This is a genomic window from Arthrobacter sp. zg-Y916 (assembly GCF_020907385.1).
GTDB classification, from domain to species: Bacteria; Actinomycetota; Actinomycetes; order Actinomycetales; family Micrococcaceae; genus Arthrobacter_B; species Arthrobacter_B caoxuetaonis.
The window spans coordinates 1-19074 of sequence record NZ_JAJJOD010000008.1 but is presented as its reverse complement, the minus strand read 5'-3'; the positions used below and the strand labels follow the sequence as shown (position 1 = coordinate 19074).

Below are 19074 nucleotides of genomic sequence, written 5' to 3'. Positions count from 1 at the left end.
GCCAGCAGCCCCCGTTCCGGGGTACCACTGAGAGTCCGCATGGTCAGGTCCGCAGCGAGCCGGGCACGGCCGTGCTGGAACGCACCACGAATTCCGTGGGGTGGAAGCCATGCAGCAGATCCTTGCTGACAGGGCGGTCCTGGAGAAGGTCAAGGACCGCACCGACCGCTGATGCTCCCTGTCCTGCCGGGTCCTGGCTGATCGTGGTGAGCCCGAAGACCTCCGCCAGCTCGTGCCCGTCAATCCCGATCACCGAAAGGTCTTCCGGGACCCGCAGGCCCATCTCACGGGCAGCGAGCATCGTGCCAACGGCGATCTCGTCGGCAGCGCAGAAGATGCCCGTGACCTGCGCGGCAGGATCCGCCAGGAGCCGTTTCGCCGCGGCGAATCCACCGGCGACGCTGAATTCCGAATTGCTGAGCCATTCTGGGGCGACGCTCAGCCCGGCATCTGCCATGGCCTGGAAGTAACCGTCCTGCCGGGTGCTGCCCATACGGAAGTCACGCTCGAGTTCCTCCCCGCCGCCGATGTGGGCAATCCGGGTATGGCCCAAGGCAATCAGGTGCCGGGTTGCCAGTGAAGAGATGCTGAATTCGTCCACCCGGACCGTTGGGGTTTCCGGCAGCGGGCCGCCGATTGCCACGATCGGTTTGCCGACTTCCCTGAGCTGTCCCAATTCTTCATCGGTGAGCCGCAGCGCCACCGTAATGACGGCGTCGAGCCGTTTGCGCTGCAGCATCTCCTTCAGCACGCTCTCGCGGTGCCCGGGGCCGTCGCTGGTGTTGTACAGCGTGAGGTCATAGCCCGCCTCGATCAGGGCCGACGCCGCCCCCTCGAGGACCTGGGAAAAGTACCAGCGTCCCACCGTTGGCAGGACAATCCCGATGTTCCTGCTGCGCCCGGAGGCCAGGGACGACGCGTTGTAGGAAATGACGAACCCGAGTTCGTCCGCAGCTTCCTGGACCTTGCGGCGGGTCGCCTCGGAGACCCGTCCGTTGCCGCTCAGCGCCCGCGAGACCGTCGCCGCCGAGACCCCTGCCCGAGCAGCGACTTCCTTGATCCCGGCCCCGCGGGCACCATGCTCCATTGCCGCTACGCCAGCCGGAGCCAGACGGCGGTATCCGGCCCCAGGAAGCCGTCCTGGCCGGCTTCCGGCACGCTCTGCGCAAGCAGTTCGCCCTCGGGCAGCTGCACGGTATTGGTGCCCATGTTCATCACCGCCAGCACGTTGCCGTTGACCAGCGCGACGACGCCGTCGTTTACGAACTCCGGCCACCACGCGAGGGACCCGTGTCCCAGGGAGAGTTCGCGCCGCAGCTTCAGGGCGGTGCGGTAGAGGCCAAGGGTCGACGCCGGATGGGCAGCCTGTACGTCCCGGGACAGTTCGCGCCACTCCTCCGGCTGGGGCAGCCATGCCGCTCCGGTGCTGCTGAAACCGTAGGACGGCTCATCTGCGCGCCAGGGCAGGGGTACCCGGCAGCCGTCACGGCCAAGCCGTTCCCCGCCGGTCCGGTGGAACGTGGGGTCCTGCCGGTGCCCGTGCTCAAGCATGGTGTGGTCCGGCATCCCGAGCTCTTCGCCCTGGTAAAGGTAGACGCCGCCGGGCAGGGCCAGCATCAGCAGTGTGGCCGCCCGGGCGCGCCGCAGCCCGAGGTCGTGGTCAGGCTGCAGATCCTCCGGTCCCAGGCCGTCTCCCGGCCGGTTGTGCCCTGCAGTGAGGCCAAAGCGGGAGACGTGGCGGACGACGTCGTGGTTGGAGAGGACCCAGGTGGTGGGAGCGCCGACCTGGTCGAAGGCGGTGAGGCTGGTTTCGATGATGCGGCGCAGTTCGGGTGCGTTCCAGGGGTGGTGGAGGTAGGCGAAGTTGAAGGTTTGGTGCATTTCGTCGGGCCGGACCCAGTCGGTGAGCCGGTCCAGGGGGTCGATGGTCGCTTCGGCGCAGAGCACGCGGTCGCCGTCGTATTCGTCGAGGATTTTGCGCCAGGAGCGGTAGATGTCGTGGATGCCGGCCTGGCCGAACATGGGGGCCGCCTCTCCGGGGAAGCCTTCGGAGGAGGCGCCGTCGGCGCGGCCGCCCCAGTCGGGGAGCCCGGTTTTCTTGATCAGGGCGTGGGCGACGTCGACGCGGAAGCCGCCGACGCCGCGGTCGAGCCAGAAGCGCAGGATGCGTTCGAATTCGTCGTGGACGGCGGGGTTGTCCCAGTTGAAGTCGGGCTGGGTGGAGTCAAAGAGGTGCAGGTACCACTGGCCGGGGGTGCCGTCGGGGTTGGTGGTGCGGGTCCAGGCGGGGCCGCCGAAGTGGGACTGCCAGTTGTTCGGCGGGTTTTCGCCGTGTTCTCCGGTGCCGTCGCGGAAGATGAACATGTCGCGGGCGGGGGAGTTTTCGGGGGCGGCGAGGGCTGCCTGGAAGAGGGTGTGCGCATCGGAGCAGTGGTTGGGGACGAGGTCCACGATGACGCGGATGCCGTGTTTTTTGGCGGTGGCGGTGAGGGTGTCGAAGTCGTCCAGGGTGCCGAAGAGGGGGTCGACGTCGCAGTAGTCGGCGACGTCGTAGCCGGCGTCTTTCTGGGGGGAGACGTAGAAGGGGGAGAGCCAGATTGCGTCGATGTCGAGTTCGGCGAGGGCGGGGAGTTCGGCGGTGATGCCGGGCAGGTCGCCGATGCCGTCCCCGTTCAGGTCGCGGAAGGAGCGGGGGTAAATCTGGTAGATGACCGAGGAGCGCCACCATTGGCGGTCGCGTTCGGCGGAGGCCTCATGCACGGGAACAAGGGAGGCTCCCGGAAGGAGGCCCTCAGGGGCAGCGATGGAGCTAAGCATGCCTTGAATCCTAGGCGATGGTACCCGGGGTAGTGCAAACGCTTCCACAAATTCTCCCCCGTGTTCCTGTCCAAGAGGTGGTTGAATCTTAGGGGCTTCTGACCAGCGGGAGCCGGTACTGGTCGGACGATTCAGCGTCCGCGATGGTGTGACTGGACGCACACTGTGCACACGCTTACACTTGCACCCATGCCACCGCCCGGGTTCCGGACCGGCTGGCGTCACCCGGCCCGCGGAGGGCCTTCACTACAGACCTAAAACACAGAAGAGGTACACCAATGAAGGTGCGCACAACGGGTACGACGGCGTTTCGCCGGCGTACCTTTACTCTCGGTGCCGTGTCGGTCACCGCGGCACTGGTCCTCAGCGCCTGCGGCGGATCGGACGCCGGCGAAAAGGCCGAATCCAGCGATCTGGCCTCCGGCGGCGCCACGACCCTCACGATGTGGGTGGACGCAGAGCGCTCTCCCGCCCTGACCGACGTCACGGAGAAATTCAAGGAAGATACCGGTATCGAGGTCAAGCTCGTCACCAAGGACTTCCAGCAGGTTTCGGATGACTTCATCACGCAGGTACCCACCGGCAAGGGCCCGGACCTGATCGTCGGCCCGCACGACTGGCTGGGCAAGTTCGTCCAGAACGGCGTTGTCGCTCCGATCGAACTCGGTGACAAGGCCGGCCAGTTCCAGGAAAGTGCCATCAAGGCCATGACCTATGAGGGCAACACCTACGGCGTTCCCTACTCGATCGAGAACATCGGCCTGCTGCGCAACACGGACCTGGTCCCGGAAGCCGCCGCCACCATGGACGAGGTCATCGCCAACGGCAAGGCAGTCGTGGCTGAAGGCAAGGCCGAATTCCCCTTCCTGGTACAGATGGACCCCAAGCAGGGCGATCCCTACCACCTTTACCCGCTGCAGACCTCCATGGGCGTGCCCGTCTTCGGCACGGACGAGGCTGGCAGCTACGACGCTTCGAAGCTGGAACTGGGCAACCCCGGCGGCGTCGAATTCGCCGAGAAGCTTGTGGCCTGGGGCGATTCCGGCGAACGCATCTTCAACTCCAGCATCACCCCGGATATCGCCAAGGAAAAGTTCAACGCCGGAGCCTCCCCGTACCTGCTGACCGGCCCGTGGAACGTCCCGGACGCCGAAGCCGCCGGCATCAACCTGGCTGTCGACCCGCTGCCGACTGCCGGAGATTCCCCGGCGCAGCCGTTCGTCGGCGTCAACGGCTTCTTCATCAGCGCCAAGAGCCAGAATGCCCTGGCAGCCAACGAATTCGCCCTGAACTACCTCACCACCGAGGCCGTGCAGGATTCCATGTTCGAGGCAGGCGGACGCCCGCCGGCCCTGACGGCTTCCTTCGACAAGGCTGCCGAAGACCCGATCGTGGCTGCGTTTGGCGAAATCGGTGCCAACGGTGTTCCGATGCCGGCCATCCCGGAAATGGAAGCCGTCTGGGCTGACTGGGGCGGCACGCAGCTGGCCCTCATCAAGGGCGAAGCAGACCCGGCAACGGCATGGCCGGCCATGGTCTCCAACATCGAGTCCAAGATCAGCAAGTAGCGGTACCAACCAGCCGCAGGCGACGAGTGGTCCGGACGGGATTCCCGTCCGGACCACCTGTAGGAGAACTTCATGGCCGTTTCCACGGACGCACCCGTCCGCCCGTCCAAACCCGCACCGGTCCGCGAGCGCAGGCGCAGTCCCGACTCGATCGCCGGAACGCTGGCCAAGATCCTGCTTCTGGGACTCGTGGACGCGTTCGCCGTCTACGTTCTGATGATGCTCTTCCTTGCCGAAGAGTGGGTCATCCTTGCCGTGGCGGCCGGCGTGACGCTGGCGATCAACTGGATCTACCTGCGGCGGGGCGGCCTTCCGGCCAAGTACCTGGCACCCGGGGTGCTGTTCCTGCTGGTCTTCCAGGTTTTCGTGGTGGTCTACAGCGGTTACGTGGCCTTTACGAATTACGGCGACGGGCATAACAGCACCAAGGAAGACGCCGTCGCGGCAATCTCCCTGACCGCCCAGCAGCGGGTGCCCGACTCCCCGGCCTACCAGGTCTCCGTGGTGGAGCAGGGGAACGAGCTGTTCCTGCTGGTTACCGATCCGGACGGACGGGTTCAGCTCGGCGGCAGCGAGCAGCCGCTCGAAGAGGTCCAGGACGCCCAGCTCGGCGGAACCGGCAAGGCGACCGGTGTCCAGGGCTATGAAACCCTCGCCTTCAATGACCTGCTCAACAGGCAGTCGGAGATCCTGGAACTCACGGTCCCTTTCTCCGAGGACCTCGACGACGGGACGCTGAAGACTGCTGACGGCTCCAACGCCTATGTCTACAAGCCGGTGCTGGTCTACGACGAAGCAGCAGATACCTTCACCAGTTCCGAGACGGGAACCGTCTACCGCGACAGCGGCGAGGGGTCCTTCGTTTCCGAAGACGGGGAACGGCTTGCCACCGGCTGGAAGATCAACGTGGGCTTCGAGAACTTCCAGCACGCCGTCACGGACCCGGAGCTCCGCGGACCGCTGCTGAGCGTGATCGGCTGGACCTTTACCTTCGCGGTTGCCTCCGTGGCACTTTGCTTCGGGCTGGGGCTGTTCCTGGCGATCACGTTCAACCACCCCACGCTCAAGGGCAAACGCACCTACCGGGTGCTGATGATCATGCCCTACGCTTTCCCTGCCTTCCTCGCCGGACTGGTCTGGTCAGGCATGCTGAACCAGGAGTTCGGCTTCATCAACGGGACGTTCTTCGGCGGTGCGTCCATTCCCTGGCTGAACGACCCCTGGCTGGCCAAAGCCAGCGTGCTGCTCGTGAACACCTGGCTGGGTTTCCCCTACATGTTCCTTGTCTGCACCGGTGCCCTGCAGTCCCTGCCCGAGGAAGTGAACGAGGCCGCGAGAATGGACGGCGCCTCCGCCTGGCGAATCTTCCGTTCCATCAAGCTCCCGCTGCTGCTGGTCTCCACTGCACCGCTGCTGATTTCCACGTTCGCGTTCAACTTCAACAACTTCAACGTGATCTTCATGCTCACCGGCGGCGGCCCGCGCTTCCCGGGCACCAGCCAGGACATCGGCGCCACCGACCTGCTGATCACCGTGGTCTACAAGGTGGCCTTCGGGCAGGGGACGGGCCGTGACTACGGTCTGGCCAGCGCACTGGCGATCCTCATCTTCGTCATCGTCGCCGTCATTTCCGCCGTCAGCTTTAGGCAGACCAAGTCGCTGGAAGAAGTGAACTCATGAGCACCTCCACCTCAGTTCCGTCCAGGCTCGCCGCGGAAGCCCCGCGCCCCGGGCCCGCCGTCCGGCCCACCCGCCGCAGTTTTGGAGCCTGGTTCAAGGACACCGGATGGCGGCACCTGGTGGGCCTGGTGATGACGGTCTTCGCCCTGCTGCCGCTGGCGTACGTCCTCTCCGCTGCCCTCAGCCCCAGCGGAACCCTGGTTGCCTCGTCCGGACTGTTCCGGGACATTGGGTTCGCCAACTTCCAGGCACTCTTTTCAGACCCGCAGAAACCGTTCGCCCGCTGGTTCCTGAACACCCTGGTGATCGGCGTGGTCACCAGCATCGCAACGGTCTTCCTGGGGGCGCTGGCCGCCTACAGCTTCTCCCGGATGCGCTTCACCGGGCGGCGGATGGGCCTGCTGAGCCTGCTGCTGCTGCAGATGTTCCCGCAGATGCTGGGCGTAGTTGCCATCTTCCTGCTGCTCTCGGAAATTTCAGACATCGTTCCCTGGCTTGGGCTGGGCAGCCAGCTGGGCCTGATCATGGTCTACCTGGGCGGGGCGCTTGGGGTGAACACCTACCTGATGTACGGGTTTTTCAACACGGTCCCCAAGACGCTCGACGAAGCGGCACGGATTGACGGTGCCGGGCATTTCCAGATCTTCTTCACCATCATCCTTCGCCTGGTGACTCCCATCCTGGCGATCGTGGGCCTGCTGACCTTCATCACCACCACGGGGGAGTTCATGATCGCCTCCATTGTCCTCAACGATCCGGATAGCCAGACCCTCGCCGTCGGGCTCTATTCCTTCGTGGGGGACAACCAGTCCCGGACGTGGGGCGTCTTCTCCGCCGGAGCGGTGCTGGCAGCCGTGCCGGTGATGGTGCTGTTCCTGTTCCTGCAGCGCTACATCGCCTCCGGCCTGGTCGCGGGCGCGGTGAAGGGCTGACGCGGGCAGGTTAGAAGCCGACGACGCCGTGCGGGATGTAGTGCTCGTCCAGCAGCGCCAGGTCCTCCGAGGTGAGCTGCATGTCCAGGGCGCCGACGTCGTCCTCCAGATGCCCCACCCTGGTGGCACCGACCAGCGGCGCCGTCACCACGGGATGCGCCATCACCCAGGCGATGGCCACCTGCGCCCTGCTGGTTCCATGCGCCTGGGCGACCTCACCGACGGCATCGGAGACCAGCCGGTCGGTGGACTCGTACGCGCCATAGAGCCTGTCGTCCAAAGCATCCCGCCCGCGGTGCCTGCTCGGCTCGTCCCAGGGGCGTGAGAGCCGTCCCCGCGCCAGCGGGCAGTACGCCAGGACGCCGATTCCCTGGTCCTCACAGAGCGGGTACATCTCCCGTTCCTCTTCCCGGTAGATCAGGTTGTAGTGGTCCTGCATGGTGATGAAAGGCGTCCATCCGTGTTCCTGCTGCAGGCAGAGGGCCCGGGCGAACTGCCAGGCGTATGTGGTCGACGCGCCGATGTACCGGACCTTTCCGTCCCGGACCAGCTGGTCCAGGGTGGAGAGCGTTTCCTCCAGCGGCGTCGTCCCGTCCCAGCGGTGGATCTGGTACAGATCGATGTAGTCGGTTCCGAGCCGGCGCAGGCTTTGGTCCACCTGCCACAGGATGTGCTTGCGGGACAGTCCCCAGCCGTTGGGTCCTCGGGACATCTCGCCGTGGACTTTGGTGGCGATGACAACCTCTTCGCGGCGGGCGTACTCGGCCAGCGCGACGCCGAGGATGCGCTCGCTGTCCCCGGCTGAGTAGACGTTTGCCGTATCGAAGAGGTTAATGCCCAGTTCCACGGCCCGCCGGATGAGGAGCTTGGATTCGTCCTCGCGCAGCGTCCAGTCATGGTTGCCGCGGTGCGGGTCACCGAAGCTGAGGCATCCCAGCCCGAGCGCGGACACTGTCAGGCCGGAGTTGCCAAGCTTGGCGTAGCGCATGGAGTTCATGACCTTGCCTCCAAGAATGTTGCCTCGGGCAGCGGGAGCGCCGGCGGCACCGCCGGTACTGCCGATGCTACGGCGGCCGTTGCACGGGGTACAGGGTCAGAGGGCTTCACGGCGGATAGCAGGGCTCAGCCGGGCCGCGCGGTGCGAAGCTCTACAGTCTCGGCGATCTCGGCAAGCCGGCTGGCGCGGGCGGACTCTGCCGGCGTGAACGGCTCCCCGGGCCGGATGAACCTCAGCGCCTCGTCCCAGGCCGTGGGGACCTTCAGGACCGGGGTTCCATATTCCGGCCCGCCCGGAGCGAGGCGGGACGGATCAACCACCAGTTCCGCCGCGAGGAGTTCCGAGACGGCCCAGCCGAGCTCCTGCGGGTTGGCCGCCACCCGTGCGCCCAAGGCCAGAGCCTTGGTTTGGCCGTCGGCCAGGGCCAAAGCCGTCGTGGGCCAAACCAGCACAGACCCGGCTCCGCCGTCGGCAAGCGCCTCGGCCACGTCGTGTTCCCGCAGCCCAGGCGGTCCGGAGACCACGAGCTCGTCCATGACTCCGCCGGGCACTGGTTGCGAGGTAATCGAGAGGATATTCGCACGGGACCGTGCCAGCGCATGGGCCAGGTCCTCCAATGCACCGGGAGTATCCGCGAGGACCACGCGTGCCCTCCAGAGGGTTCCCGAACCGGCCAGCATGCTCCGCTGCCGCAGCGCCGGACCGTGGAGCCAGCTGTGCAGCAGCCGGCGGGCCGAAGGCTCGGCCACCCAAATCACCAGGACCGTGGCGGTGACCGTGAGCAGCAGGACTTTGGACAGGTAGGGAAGATCCGCCTGCAGGACGGCAGCGTGGACCAGGAGTTCGATGGGGAGCATGGCGGCAACGTTGGCGGCCGTGAGGCGGGTACGGCCCGGCCGCGGCAGCTGGCCGCAGGACCCGCAGGCCAGATCGGAAGCGGAGGCAGGGCGTTTCGTCATGGGCCCAGTGTCGCGGGGGACCTGTTTCGCGCGTATTGCGGGTGCGTCAATTGTGCGTGGCACAGGGTCTGCCTCCCGGGCAGGACCGGGACCTATACTTCAGCCATGGTTTTTGCTCCCAAAGGTCCCAGCGCCGGGCAGGACAGCAGTGCGGGTGCGGAGAAGGGCGCCGCAGCCCTGCTGCTGGCGTACCTGCAGGAGCAGCTTGCTGAACTGCTCCGGCAGCAGGAAAGGGTCCGGGCCGAGGAACCGGAGGCCGTCCATAAGATGAGGGTGAGCACCCGCCGTCTGCGTTCGGCGCTGGCCAGCTACCGCCGCCTGCTTGAAAAGGAACCGGCCCGCAGCCTGCGCGGTGACCTGAAATGGCTGGCACAGGTGCTGGGCGGGGCCCGTGATGCACAAGTGATGCGCCACCGGCTGCAGGCCCTCGTGGCATCGCAGCCTCCGGACCTGGTCCTGGGGCCGGTGGCGGCCCGGATCGACGAAGAACTGCTCAGCGACTATTCGTCCGCCGTCCAGTCGGTGCACCAGGCGCTGGACAGCGAGCGCTATGGGCAGATGGTCAAGCAGCTGGCCGGGATGGTAGCGGATCCGCCGTGGAACCAGGCCGAAACCGGTTCCGGGCGGCACACCGCGGAGGCAATGATCCGCCGGGACCGCGGCCGGCTCCGGGCCCGCGTCAAGGAGGCCAAGGCCGAAAAGGATCCCGAAAAGCGTGCGGAGATCCTTCACGAAGCACGCAAGGAGGCCAAGCGGCTGCGCTATGCCGCCGAGGCGTGGAGGCCGGCAGGAGGAAGCGCAGCAGACGCCATGGTGGAAGCCGCCGAGGGACTGCAGAAAACACTGGGGGAGCACCAGGACAGCGTTGTCACCAGGTCGCTGCTGCGCTGGATGGGAAGTACGGCCGGAGAGGGCGAAAACGGGTTCACTTACGGGCGCCTCCATGCGATTGAGGAGCACAGGGGAAGGGCCGCGGAGAAGAACTATCGCCGCCTGTGGAACAAGTTTCCGCCAGGGCCCTGAACCTCGGCCGCTGTGAACGGGCACTCTGGACGCGGCGGAGGTGCCGGACATAACCTTCAGGAAGCGGGGGTCAGGTCTCCGGAACCGCCGGGGCGCCCGGTTCCTGCGCTGACGGAGGGATCCAATGGCATCTCCCTGGGCGCCGCTGCAGAACCGGATGTTCCTCATACTGTGGCTGGCCCAGCTGGGGTCCAACATCGGCAGCTGGATGCAGACCGTCGGCGCGCAGTGGTATCTGGTGGAAACCGGCGCCAGTCCCGCCCTGGTATCCCTGGTGCAAACCGCCTCCCTTGCTCCTGCCCTCCTGCTCGGACTGATTGCGGGCGTCCTCGCCGATGCGTTCAACCGCCGCCGGCTGATCCTGGGCGCCAACCTCTTTGCCGCCGGCGCCGGGATCCTGCTCACGGTCATTGCCGCGTTGGGCCTGCTCGGGCCCGATGCCCTGCTCCTCTACACGTTCCTGATCGGCTGCGGGGTCGCCCTCAGCTCGCCGGCCTGGCAGGCCATAACCCCCTCGCTGGTACCGAGGGACCAGATCCGTTCCGCCTCGGCGCTGGGGTCGGTGGCGATGAATGCCGCCCGTGCCATAGGACCGGCCGTGGGAGGCCTGCTGGTTTCGCTCGCTGGTCCAGCCTTCGTCTTTGGTGTCAATGCGGTGTCATTCCTGGGCACGGCACTGGCGGTGTTCGTGTGGCGGGGCGCACCGGAGAGTCCTGCGGACCGCGAACGGGTCGGCGAAGCGATGGCAGCCGGCATCCGTTATGTGCGGGCAGCGCCCAGGATCCGCCGCATCCTGCTGCGCTGCGTGATGTTCATGGTTCCGGCCAGCTCCCTGTACGCCTTGCTTCCCATTGCCGTCAACGGCCATCTTCAGCTGGGTTCCTCAGGCTACGGACTCCTTCTTGGCGCCCTCGGCATCGGTGCCATCCTCGGAGTGGTAATCCAGGGCCGAGTCCGGGAGCTCTTCCCGGATAACGCCCTGCTGGCAGCGTCCGCCGTGGCGTTCGGGGCCTGCGTTTTTGCCGCAGGCTACCTCCCCGCGGTACCGCTGGCTGCCCTGCTGGTGCTGGGCGGAGCAGCATGGATCAATACCTTTTCCACGCTCAACAGTGCTGTGCAGCTGACCCTGCCGGAATGGGTCCGGGCGAGGGGACTTTCCGTCTACCTCATGGTTTTCACCGGAACGCAGGCATTCGGGTCGCTGTTGTGGGGGAGCCTGGCCACGGCGTACGGCTACTCGGCGGTCCTGGCCGCCGCCGGCGTCGTGCTGGTCCTGGTGGCCGCGAGCGTGGCGGTCCTGCCATTGCTTCCCCGCACCGGCAAGCTGGACCGCAGCGTTCCTGAGCCGGACCTTGGGCTGGAGGTCGAAAAGGAGCCGAGACCCGACGACGGGCCGGTGACGGTCTTGGTGGCCTATGAACTGGAACCGGGTGAGACCGCAGCGTTCGTGCAGGCAATGCATGAAGTCCGGCTCTCGCGGATGCGCACCGGAGCCACAGGGTGGGAGCTGGTGCATTCGGTGACGGATTCCCGCCAGTTCCGCGAGATTTACGACGTTCCGACGTGGCGCGAGTACATGCGCCAGGAGCATGAACGGCTCACCGGCGAAGACCGGAAGAACATTGAGCGGGCGGAATCCCTGGCGGCGGAGGAACCACGGACCAGGTGGTTCCTCCCCGCGAAGGCCTAGTCCCCGGCCGCCAGCGCTTCGCGGACCCGGGGTGCTACCTCGGATCCATAGAGTTCGATGCACTTCATCAGGTTCTCGTGGGGAAGCGTGCCCAGACTGTACTTAAGATCGAAACGCGACAGTTCGAGGGTCCGCGCGGTCCGCACGATCTTTGCCGCCACAGTTTCCGGCGAACCGACAAAGAGCGCGCCCTCAGGACCGGCCGATGCTTCATACTCCGAGCGGCTGACCGGCGGCCAGCCGCGTTCCCTGCCGATCCGGTTCTGCATCGCGGCGTAGTGCGGCCACGCTTCCTCCAGCGCCTGCTCGTCCGTAGCGGCTATGTAGCCGGGAGAATGCGCCCCGACGGGAAGCATCGGCTTGCCGAACTCCTTCAGCGCCCGCTTGAACAGGGAAACGAACGGGGTGAAGCGGGCAGGTTCCCCGCCGATGATGGCCAGCATCAGCGGCAGGCCGTAGTGGGCCGCGCGGACAACGGACTGGGGCGTGCCGCCGACGGCGATCCACGCGGGGAGGGCACCGTTTTCCGTGGGGGGATAAACCAACACGTCGCGCAAGGGAGGCCGGATGGTCCCCTCCCAGCTGACGGGCTTTTCTGCCAGCAGCTTGGTGAACAGATCAAGCTTCTCTTCGAACAGGACCTCGTAATCAGCCAGGTCGTAGCCAAAGAGAGGGAAGGACTCGGTGAAGGAGCCGCGGCCAAGGATGATTTCTGCACGGCCGTTGGACACGGCGTCGAGCGTTGCGAAACGTTCGTAGACCCGGATGGGGTCGTCGGAGGAAAGGACGGTCACCGCGGATCCCAGGCGGATACGGCTGGTCTGGCCTGCGATGGCTGCCAGCACGGTCTCCGGCGAGGACACCGCGTAGTCGTCCCGGTGGTGTTCACCAATACCGATGAAATCGAGTCCGAGGGAGTCGGCCAGGACGGCCTCCGCCACCACGTTGCGGACGACCTGGGGCATCGGCAGCTTGTTGCCCCCGCCGTCGAATGTCACGTCTCCAAACGTGTCCAGTCCCAGTTCAATCTGCTGTGCCACTCAGTCCGCCTTCTTCTCGATCTCATGCAAATGCATCTAATGATGAGCCTAACCTGTCTTGGCGCACGGGTATTCCCGCCGGTCCGGGTACGGGCCTGCTCCGCCGCGCCGCACCCGGCCGCACGGAGCGCCCCGCGCTCGCAGATAGACTGGAAACCGGTCCGGAGCGCGGCTCCGTGCCCGGGGGCGACGAGACAGATCCACCAACCGAGGACAGTTGAGGAACTTTGCGAGACTTTAGTGCACGCCTGGCCACGCCTGAGGAGATTGCGGACTGGGACAACCGCGTCCCGGCGAACCCCAACGGCGGCAACGTCCTGCAGTCCGCCGCCTACGCGGAGGTCAAATCGCACCACGGCTGGAACCCCGTCTACGTTGTCTTCACGTGCGCGGACTACACGTCCTACAACCTGGTCATCGAAAAGAAGGTCCCCCTCCTGGGCAGCCTCTGGTACCTCATCAAGGGTCCCGATGCCGCCGCAGCCGAAGACGTGCCGGCCATGGCCCGGGCACTGGGAAGGTTTGCCAAGGAGAGCGGCCGCCGGGTCTTCGCACTCAAGGTGGAGCCGGACATCGTGGACGGAGAAGACGTACGGAAACTCTTCCGCGAAGCCGGGCTGGTCAAGACCTTCAATCTCCAGCCCAACGACTCCACTGCGCTGCTGGACACGACGCCCGACACGGAACAGATTCTCAAGAACATCTCCTCCCGTGCCCGCAACGCCGTCCGGCGGGCGATCCGCGAAGAGGCTGACGTGCGCCGGGTGGAGCCCACCGAAGAGAACATGCGCGCCATGTACAAACTGATGAGCCACATCGAGGACCGCTCTTCGGCGAGGATGCGCTCCTACGAGTACTACCGGCGCTTCTGGTCAAACTTCACGGCCGCCGGACAGGGCCGCTTCTACTTTGCGTTCGAAGACGGCGAGCCGAGTGTCGGTGCGTTCGTCATCGCCTACGGCAAAAAGGGTACGTACAAGGACGGCGGCTCCAAGCCGCGGCGCAAGCAATACGGGGATTCCCACCTGGTGCAGTGGACTGCGCTGACCGAACTCAAGGAAGACTTCGGTATTGAGGAATACGATTTCTGCGGCACGCCGCCGAGCAGCGAACTCAAGAACAAGGAACATCCCCACCACGGACTGGGCCTGTTCAAGACCAGCTTTTCCAAGACCGTCACGGACTTCGCCGGGTGCTGGGACCTGGTGCTGGACCCGCTGCGGTACCGGATCTGGAACACCATCGGTGAACGTGTGACCCGCCAGATCTACTGGCGCAGGCATCACCAGCCTTTCTACTAAACGCACGTCAAGACGAGGCCAAAGGGGTGGACACTGTGGAGAACGAGAATGAGCGCCGCAACGCTGCCCTGAGCACGCAACCGGAGGCAGGGCTGATCCCTGTGATCAAGGCACCCGAACGGGCGGCGCGGAGCAGCGCCGCCGGCCTGCGCAGCACCAAGCCCAAGCCGCCGCCGGCGACGTCCTCTGTTCCGCGGCTGGAGAAGGGTGCTCCGGCAAAGGCTCCGTCAGTGACCCCCAAGGGCCAGCGTGCGGCCGGTGTCCCGCCGCGCACCGGCAAGCCGCGGGCACGCAAGACGACGCCCCGCCAGCACAGCCCCTCAGCGGCCCAGCGTACGGATTCGTCCTCGGCAGCGGCACGGCGGATGCTGCGCCGGCTGGTGCAGGGGGAAACACCGCCGACGCAGGCCATGTCGATCGTGGAACGACTGGCCGGGAGCCCCTACGCCAACCCCCGGGTACGCTCCGGCGGTCCGGATGCCAGTGCGCGGAAGACCCTCGACTTCGCCCTCGGCATGGCAGAAACCATGTTCAGGTACGGTGCCGGTGCCCTCGAAGTGGAAACGGCCATAATCGCCGTGACCGCTGCCTACGGACTCGAAAACATCGAAGTGGACATCACCAACCAGTCGGTGCTGCTGAACTACTCGCCCAAGGACCAGACGCCCATCACGGTCATGCGCGTCGTCCGGTCCTGGACGAACAATTATGCGGGACTGGCACTGGTGCACCGGCTGGTCACTGACATCGTGGACGGCCACGTCACCCGTGCCGAGGCGTCAGCCCGGCTGGGCGAGATCGTCCATAAACCCAAACCGTTCCCGCGCTGGGCTGTCACCTTCTCCGCCGGACTGTTTGCCGCCGCCATCGTCGCATTTATTGGCGGCGGCCCGCTGGGATCAGCCGTCGGATTTGGCAGCACCATCCTGGTCAGCCTGCTGCAGCGGGTGCTCGGACGCTGGCGGGTGCCGGACTTCTTCACCACGGCTGCGAGCGGGTTCCTCGTGACCGCCCTCGCCATGCTGTTCTGGTGGCTGGACGCCAGCGGTTCGGTGGACCTGAATATTGCGCCCGGAATCGTGGTGGCAGGGGGCATCCTCCTGCTGCTGCCCACCGGACGGCTGGTTTCCGCCGTGCAGGATGCGATCAACGGCTTCCCGGTGACCGCCGCCGGCCGCTTCCTCTCCGCCTTCCTCAGTTTTGGCGCCATTGTCGCGGGAATCGCCGTCGCACTGGTGGTGGGCACCCTGCTGGGGATGCCCTCCCTGGAAGTGACTGAAGAGACGTCGTCCCAGTACCCGTTCGCCGTCACGGTGCTGATACTCGCCGTAGCCCTGGCCACGATCAGCATCACCGAGCAGTCACCGATGAACCTGGTGCTGCCCACGGTGCTGATCGGCGTGGGCGGGTTCCTGGTGGGGACCCTGTCAGAAGCGGTGGGCGTGGGCCCACGGCTGACGCCGGCTGTCGCAGCGATCGCGATCGGCATGGCCAGCCGGATCGTCGCCCTGCGGATGGGTGCGCCGCAGCTGGTGATCGCCGTGCCGGCGATCCTGTTCCTGTTCCCGGGCCTGAGCATCTTCCGTTCCATGTACGGCCTGAGCATCGGGCTGGAGGATATTTCCGACGGCGTCATCGGACTCTTTAACGCCCTCACCGTGATCCTGGCAATCGCCGGGGGAGTGGTCTTCGGTGACAACTTGGCCCGTCCGCTGACCCGGAACCTCAGCGGAAATGACCGCCGCAACCGCAGGCGCTGAAGGCCCGGATACCAGGGGTCAGAGAACCTTGCCGATCGGGGTCCGCTTCTCTGCCTGGAAAGCGTCCTCGGTCCGGCCCGCTGCCCAGTAGCCGGAGAGCGAGACCTGGTCCCGCTCGAGTCCATGCCGGTTGAAGAATATTTCCCGGAGTTCCTTCATGGCTTCGCGCTCACCGTGGGCAAAAACCTGGACGCGTCCGCTGGGCCAGGGGTACGCGGCCACGGCTTCAGCCAGGACCTGTCCCGCTCCTGCGGCCGATCCCCGGTGAAGCCAGGTGATGCGTACGCCGTCAGGCGCGGTCAACGGCAGCTCGTCTTCCGGGCCGTGGACTTCGATCAGTGCGGAACCGATGGCGTCGGCCGGCAGGGCTTCCAAGGCGGCCGCCGTAGCGGGCAGGGCGGACTCGTCAGCTGCGAACAGATACCAGTCAGCCTCGGGATCCGGCGAGAAACCGCCGCCCGGACCGCCGAACGTGATCGTCTCACCGGGCTGGGCGCCGGCGGCCCACGGTCCGGCAAGGCCTTCCGCCCCGTGCACCACGAAGTCCATGGCCAGTTCCCGCTTCACCGTATCCACCCAGCGGACGGTGTATGTCCGTGAGACCGGCCAGTTTTCCCGTTCCGTCTGTTCACGCAGCGTTTCCAGGCTCACCGAGCCGTCCAGCGGGCGGCCGTCAGGCCCGAACCAGATCTTGCAGTAGGCGTCCGTGCATTCGCTGGGGTGGAACGAGTCGAACCCGGGGCCGCCAACGACAATCCGCACCATGTGCCGGGAGAGCTGTTCCCGGCGCAGGACCTGCATGGTGTGGACGGGCCTTGCACGCCGGACCGGAGCAGGGGAACGTGTGGCGGGTGCTTCAGGCATGTGTTGTTTCTCCTGGTACGGGGGGACTGCTTCTACGGTACCCCGGGAAGCTGCCAGTCCACCGGGGTGCTGCCCTGGGCGAGTAACATCTCGTTGGCGCGGCTGAAGGGGCGGGATCCGAAGAATCCCCGCGAAGCGGACAAAGGGCTGGGATGGGCCGACTCAACCCTCGGGGCACCGCCCAGCAAAGGCGCCAGGGCCTGCGCCTGCCGCCCCCACAAGACGGCGACGAGCGGGAGGGGTGATCCGTCAGCACGCCGCCGCGCAGCCAAAGCCCGTACGGCCAGATCGGTGATGTCCTCCCAGCCCCGGCCGCGGTGGGAGTTCGCCGCGCCGGCCTCTACTGTCAGGGAACGGTTCAGCAGCAGGACCCCCTGTTCCGTCCAGGCGCTGAGATCTCCATGGGCGGCGGGGGCGATGCCCAGATCCGCCTGCAGCTCCTTATAGATGTTGGCCAGTGAACGCGGAAGGGGCCGGACTCCCGGCTCCACCGAAAAGGAAAGGCCGACGGCGTGCCCCGGTGTTGGGTACGGGTCCTGTCCGGCGATGAGCACCTTCACCTCTGACATGGGGCGGCGGAAGGCACGCAGGATGTTCTGCGGGGCGGGCAGGATGTGGGCTCCGGCACTGCGGCGGCGTTCGAGGTCGTCTCCCAGCCGGTGGATCAGGCCGGCCGCCGGGGCAAGGGCCTCGGCCCAGTCCGGGGCCATCAGCGAGGCCAGCGGTGTCCCGCTGGTGAAAGGAATGGGCGTGCCGCCGTCGGTTTCCTGCTGCCCGCCGCCGGGCGTGACGGGAGGATCCAGGGGGAACAATGCCGGCTCTTCGCTGTTTCTCACCTGTCCAGTCTTGGATATCTCCCGCCAGAATCCCAACCGCATCCGCGGCACACCTAAATGACAAGGTTGTTATTCCGGTTTAGGATTACTGCTGGACACAGACTTTCCCCCGCACCGGCATGCCTTACTGCCGCGCCCGGGGGAACAGACCAGGAGACGGGGACACTCAGTGGCAGGAACAGCTGAAGCCGGGGCCTTCTCACCGGACGGCACCGTCGACCCCGAGAGCCCTTTGAGTGAACGCGAGCAGCAGATGCTCTCGCTGGAACGTTCCTGGTGGAAATACTCGGGGGCCAAGGAACAGGCCATCCGGGATCTCTTTGGGCTCTCTGCGACTGCCTACTACCAGATCCTCAACGCGCTGATCGACACGGAGGAAGCGCTGGCACACGATCCGATGCTGGTGAAGAGGCTGCGTAGACTACGTACTACACGCCAGCGTGCGCGCACTGCCCGCCGCATGGGCACCGACGCATAGGGCCCCACAGATCAAGGACAGACAACGCAACCATGAGCCAATACCCCAGGGACGAGTTCGATAAGGTCCCGGAGACCTCCACACGGCAGGGCGTCCACCGCGAACGCCTCATCCCTGCGCGCTCAAGTGGTATTGGCCTGATCATTACGGTTGGTGTCCTGGCACTCCTCGTCGGGCTGGCCGCATATGTGGTCCTGCCCCGTCTCGGCATCGGTGCTGACGGCAACGCGACACCGGTGGCCGCAGAAACGGAAGCGACCGATTCTGCTTCGCCGAGCGCCCCGGCAACACCGTCCAGCCCGCCGTCGCCGTCTGCGTCGCCGTCTGCGGTGCCGTCCAGCAGCCCAGAGCCGACCCCGGTGGAATCGACCCCCGCGGCAGACAAGACCCAGCCGGTGGTCGTCCTGAACGCAAGCGGCATCAGCGGCCTGGGCGCCGGCATCTCCGCCCGGATCGGTGCCGAGGGCTGGATCACTTCCAGTGTCGGCAACTGGGCCGGAGCTCCGCTGCAGGGCTCGGTCATCTTCTACAACGGCGAGGCCCAGCGCGCCAACGCGGAGGAGCTGTCTGCCCTCCTCGGGATCCCCACGCTCAGTGAGTCGCCTGAATTCGCCACTGTGACAGTGGTGGCGGGCCCCGGTTTCCAGTAAATAGCCGAGTGTTGTTAAAACTCGATAACTAATTCCCCGCCCCGGACCGCTGCCGGGTCCCTGTGGCTAAAGTTAGCTCCAGCCGCCGGGGTAACAGCGGTCCGGCCCCACCTCGGCACGGATCTCCCGGCAGCTGTTCCGGCGGAGCACCAGCCCCGGGACTGACCTGGACAAGGGGAGAGAAGCATGGCGCAGGGCATCGTCAAATGGTTCAACGGCGAAAAAGGGTACGGGTTCATCACAGTCGATGAGGCCCAGACTGATGTTTTTGTCCATTGGTCCGCCATCCAGTCAGCCGGGTACCGGACACTGGAAGAGGGCCAGCGGGTGGAATTCGAGATCGGTGAGGGACAAAAGGGTCCCCAGGCCGAAGACGTCCGGACGGTCTAGCCGGACCCCGCCAAGCAAAAGAGCCGGGGGGCCCCAGAGCCCAGGCGGCGCGCGCCGGAATAGAGTTTGTCGAGGTTGGGGCGCACGGG

At 66.1% G+C, this 19074-nt stretch carries 17 protein-coding genes; 10 read left to right on the top strand and 7 right to left on the bottom strand.

Features of this window, described 5'->3' with window-relative positions; genetic code table 11:
• Positions 1-43 precede the first annotated feature (43 nt).
• Both LOC59_RS13180 and LOC59_RS13175 read right to left on the bottom strand, forming a co-directional pair.
• On the bottom strand, positions 44-1087 hold the full coding sequence (locus tag LOC59_RS13180; RefSeq protein WP_229972499.1) for a LacI family DNA-binding transcriptional regulator: 1044 nt from the start codon (positions 1085-1087) through the stop codon (positions 44-46).
• Between the two features lie 5 nt (positions 1088-1092).
• Entirely contained in the window at positions 1093-2817 is a 1725-nt protein-coding gene (locus LOC59_RS13175) for a glycoside hydrolase family 13 protein (RefSeq protein ID WP_229972496.1), read from the bottom strand.
• 278 nt (positions 2818-3095) lie between these two features.
• Here LOC59_RS13175 and LOC59_RS13170 point away from each other — a divergent pair, with 278 nt between their 5' ends.
• From LOC59_RS13170 to LOC59_RS13160, 3 genes are all read left to right on the top strand, one after another.
• Positions 3096-4385 (top strand): sugar ABC transporter substrate-binding protein, encoded by a 1290-nt coding sequence (locus LOC59_RS13170; protein WP_227897524.1) that lies wholly within the window; start codon positions 3096-3098, stop codon positions 4383-4385.
• Between the two features lie 72 nt (positions 4386-4457).
• The gene (locus LOC59_RS13165; RefSeq protein WP_227897525.1) at positions 4458-6065 is read left to right on the top strand and encodes an ABC transporter permease subunit; all 1608 of its coding nucleotides are present in this window, start codon (positions 4458-4460) and stop codon (positions 6063-6065) included.
• Entirely contained in the window at positions 6062-6997 is a 936-nt protein-coding gene (locus LOC59_RS13160; protein WP_229972494.1) for a sugar ABC transporter permease, read from the top strand. The genes LOC59_RS13165 and LOC59_RS13160 overlap by 4 nt, the downstream gene beginning before the upstream one ends.
• Positions 6998-7007: 10 nt before the next feature.
• Here LOC59_RS13160 and LOC59_RS13155 read toward each other — a convergent pair whose 3' ends face one another.
• The gene (locus LOC59_RS13155) at positions 7008-7985 is read right to left on the bottom strand and encodes an aldo/keto reductase (RefSeq protein ID WP_227897626.1); all 978 of its coding nucleotides are present in this window, start codon (positions 7983-7985) and stop codon (positions 7008-7010) included.
• A gap of 134 nt (positions 7986-8119) precedes the next feature.
• Entirely contained in the window at positions 8120-8953 is an 834-nt protein-coding gene (locus LOC59_RS13150) for an amino acid-binding protein (RefSeq protein ID WP_227897527.1), read from the bottom strand.
• A gap of 105 nt (positions 8954-9058) precedes the next feature.
• Between LOC59_RS13150 and LOC59_RS13145 the strand changes: the two genes are divergently transcribed.
• Together LOC59_RS13145 and LOC59_RS13140 are read left to right on the top strand one after the other, a co-directional pair.
• Positions 9059-9976 carry a CHAD domain-containing protein gene (locus LOC59_RS13145; RefSeq protein WP_227897528.1) on the top strand — a complete coding sequence of 306 codons (918 nt, stop codon included), beginning with the start codon at positions 9059-9061 and terminating at the stop codon, positions 9974-9976.
• Positions 9977-10100: 124 nt separating this feature from the next.
• Positions 10101-11666, top strand: a complete 1566-nt coding sequence (locus tag LOC59_RS13140; RefSeq protein ID WP_227917462.1) for an MFS transporter — start codon at positions 10101-10103, stop codon at positions 11664-11666.
• On the opposite strand, the gene LOC59_RS13135 is transcribed toward LOC59_RS13140, so the two are convergent.
• On the bottom strand, positions 11663-12706 hold the full coding sequence (locus LOC59_RS13135) for an LLM class flavin-dependent oxidoreductase (RefSeq protein WP_227897530.1): 1044 nt from the start codon (positions 12704-12706) through the stop codon (positions 11663-11665). The genes LOC59_RS13140 and LOC59_RS13135 overlap by 4 nt on opposite strands.
• A gap of 227 nt (positions 12707-12933) precedes the next feature.
• On the opposite strand from LOC59_RS13135, the gene LOC59_RS13130 reads away from it, so the two are divergent.
• Positions 12934-14007, top strand: coding sequence for a lipid II:glycine glycyltransferase FemX (locus tag LOC59_RS13130; RefSeq protein ID WP_229972490.1), 1074 nt, complete (start codon positions 12934-12936; stop codon positions 14005-14007).
• A 230-nt stretch (positions 14008-14237) separates the two neighbouring features.
• Complete coding sequence (locus tag LOC59_RS13125) at positions 14238-15767, top strand: threonine/serine ThrE exporter family protein (RefSeq protein WP_423722593.1); 1530 nt, start codon at positions 14238-14240, stop codon at positions 15765-15767.
• 18 nt (positions 15768-15785) lie between these two features.
• Here LOC59_RS13125 and LOC59_RS13120 read toward each other — a convergent pair whose 3' ends face one another.
• Together LOC59_RS13120 and LOC59_RS13115 are read right to left on the bottom strand one after the other, a co-directional pair.
• A complete protein-coding gene (locus LOC59_RS13120) occupies positions 15786-16631 on the bottom strand; it encodes a siderophore-interacting protein (protein WP_229972480.1) in 846 nt (281 codons plus the stop codon).
• Between the two features lie 32 nt (positions 16632-16663).
• Positions 16664-17467: a uracil-DNA glycosylase gene (locus tag LOC59_RS13115; protein WP_442860592.1), complete on the bottom strand. Its 804-nt coding sequence runs from the start codon at positions 17465-17467 to the stop codon at positions 16664-16666.
• Positions 17468-17636: 169 nt separating this feature from the next.
• Here LOC59_RS13115 and LOC59_RS13110 point away from each other — a divergent pair, with 169 nt between their 5' ends.
• From LOC59_RS13110 to LOC59_RS13100, 3 genes are all read left to right on the top strand, one after another.
• The gene (locus LOC59_RS13110) at positions 17637-17945 is read left to right on the top strand and encodes a DUF3263 domain-containing protein (RefSeq protein ID WP_227897534.1); all 309 of its coding nucleotides are present in this window, start codon (positions 17637-17639) and stop codon (positions 17943-17945) included.
• A 32-nt stretch (positions 17946-17977) separates the two neighbouring features.
• Positions 17978-18595, top strand: coding sequence for a LytR C-terminal domain-containing protein (locus tag LOC59_RS13105; protein ID WP_229972478.1), 618 nt, complete (start codon positions 17978-17980; stop codon positions 18593-18595).
• 186 nt (positions 18596-18781) lie between these two features.
• The gene (locus LOC59_RS13100; RefSeq protein ID WP_066301805.1) at positions 18782-18985 is read left to right on the top strand and encodes a cold-shock protein; all 204 of its coding nucleotides are present in this window, start codon (positions 18782-18784) and stop codon (positions 18983-18985) included.
• The last annotated feature ends 89 nt before the right edge of the window (positions 18986-19074 follow it).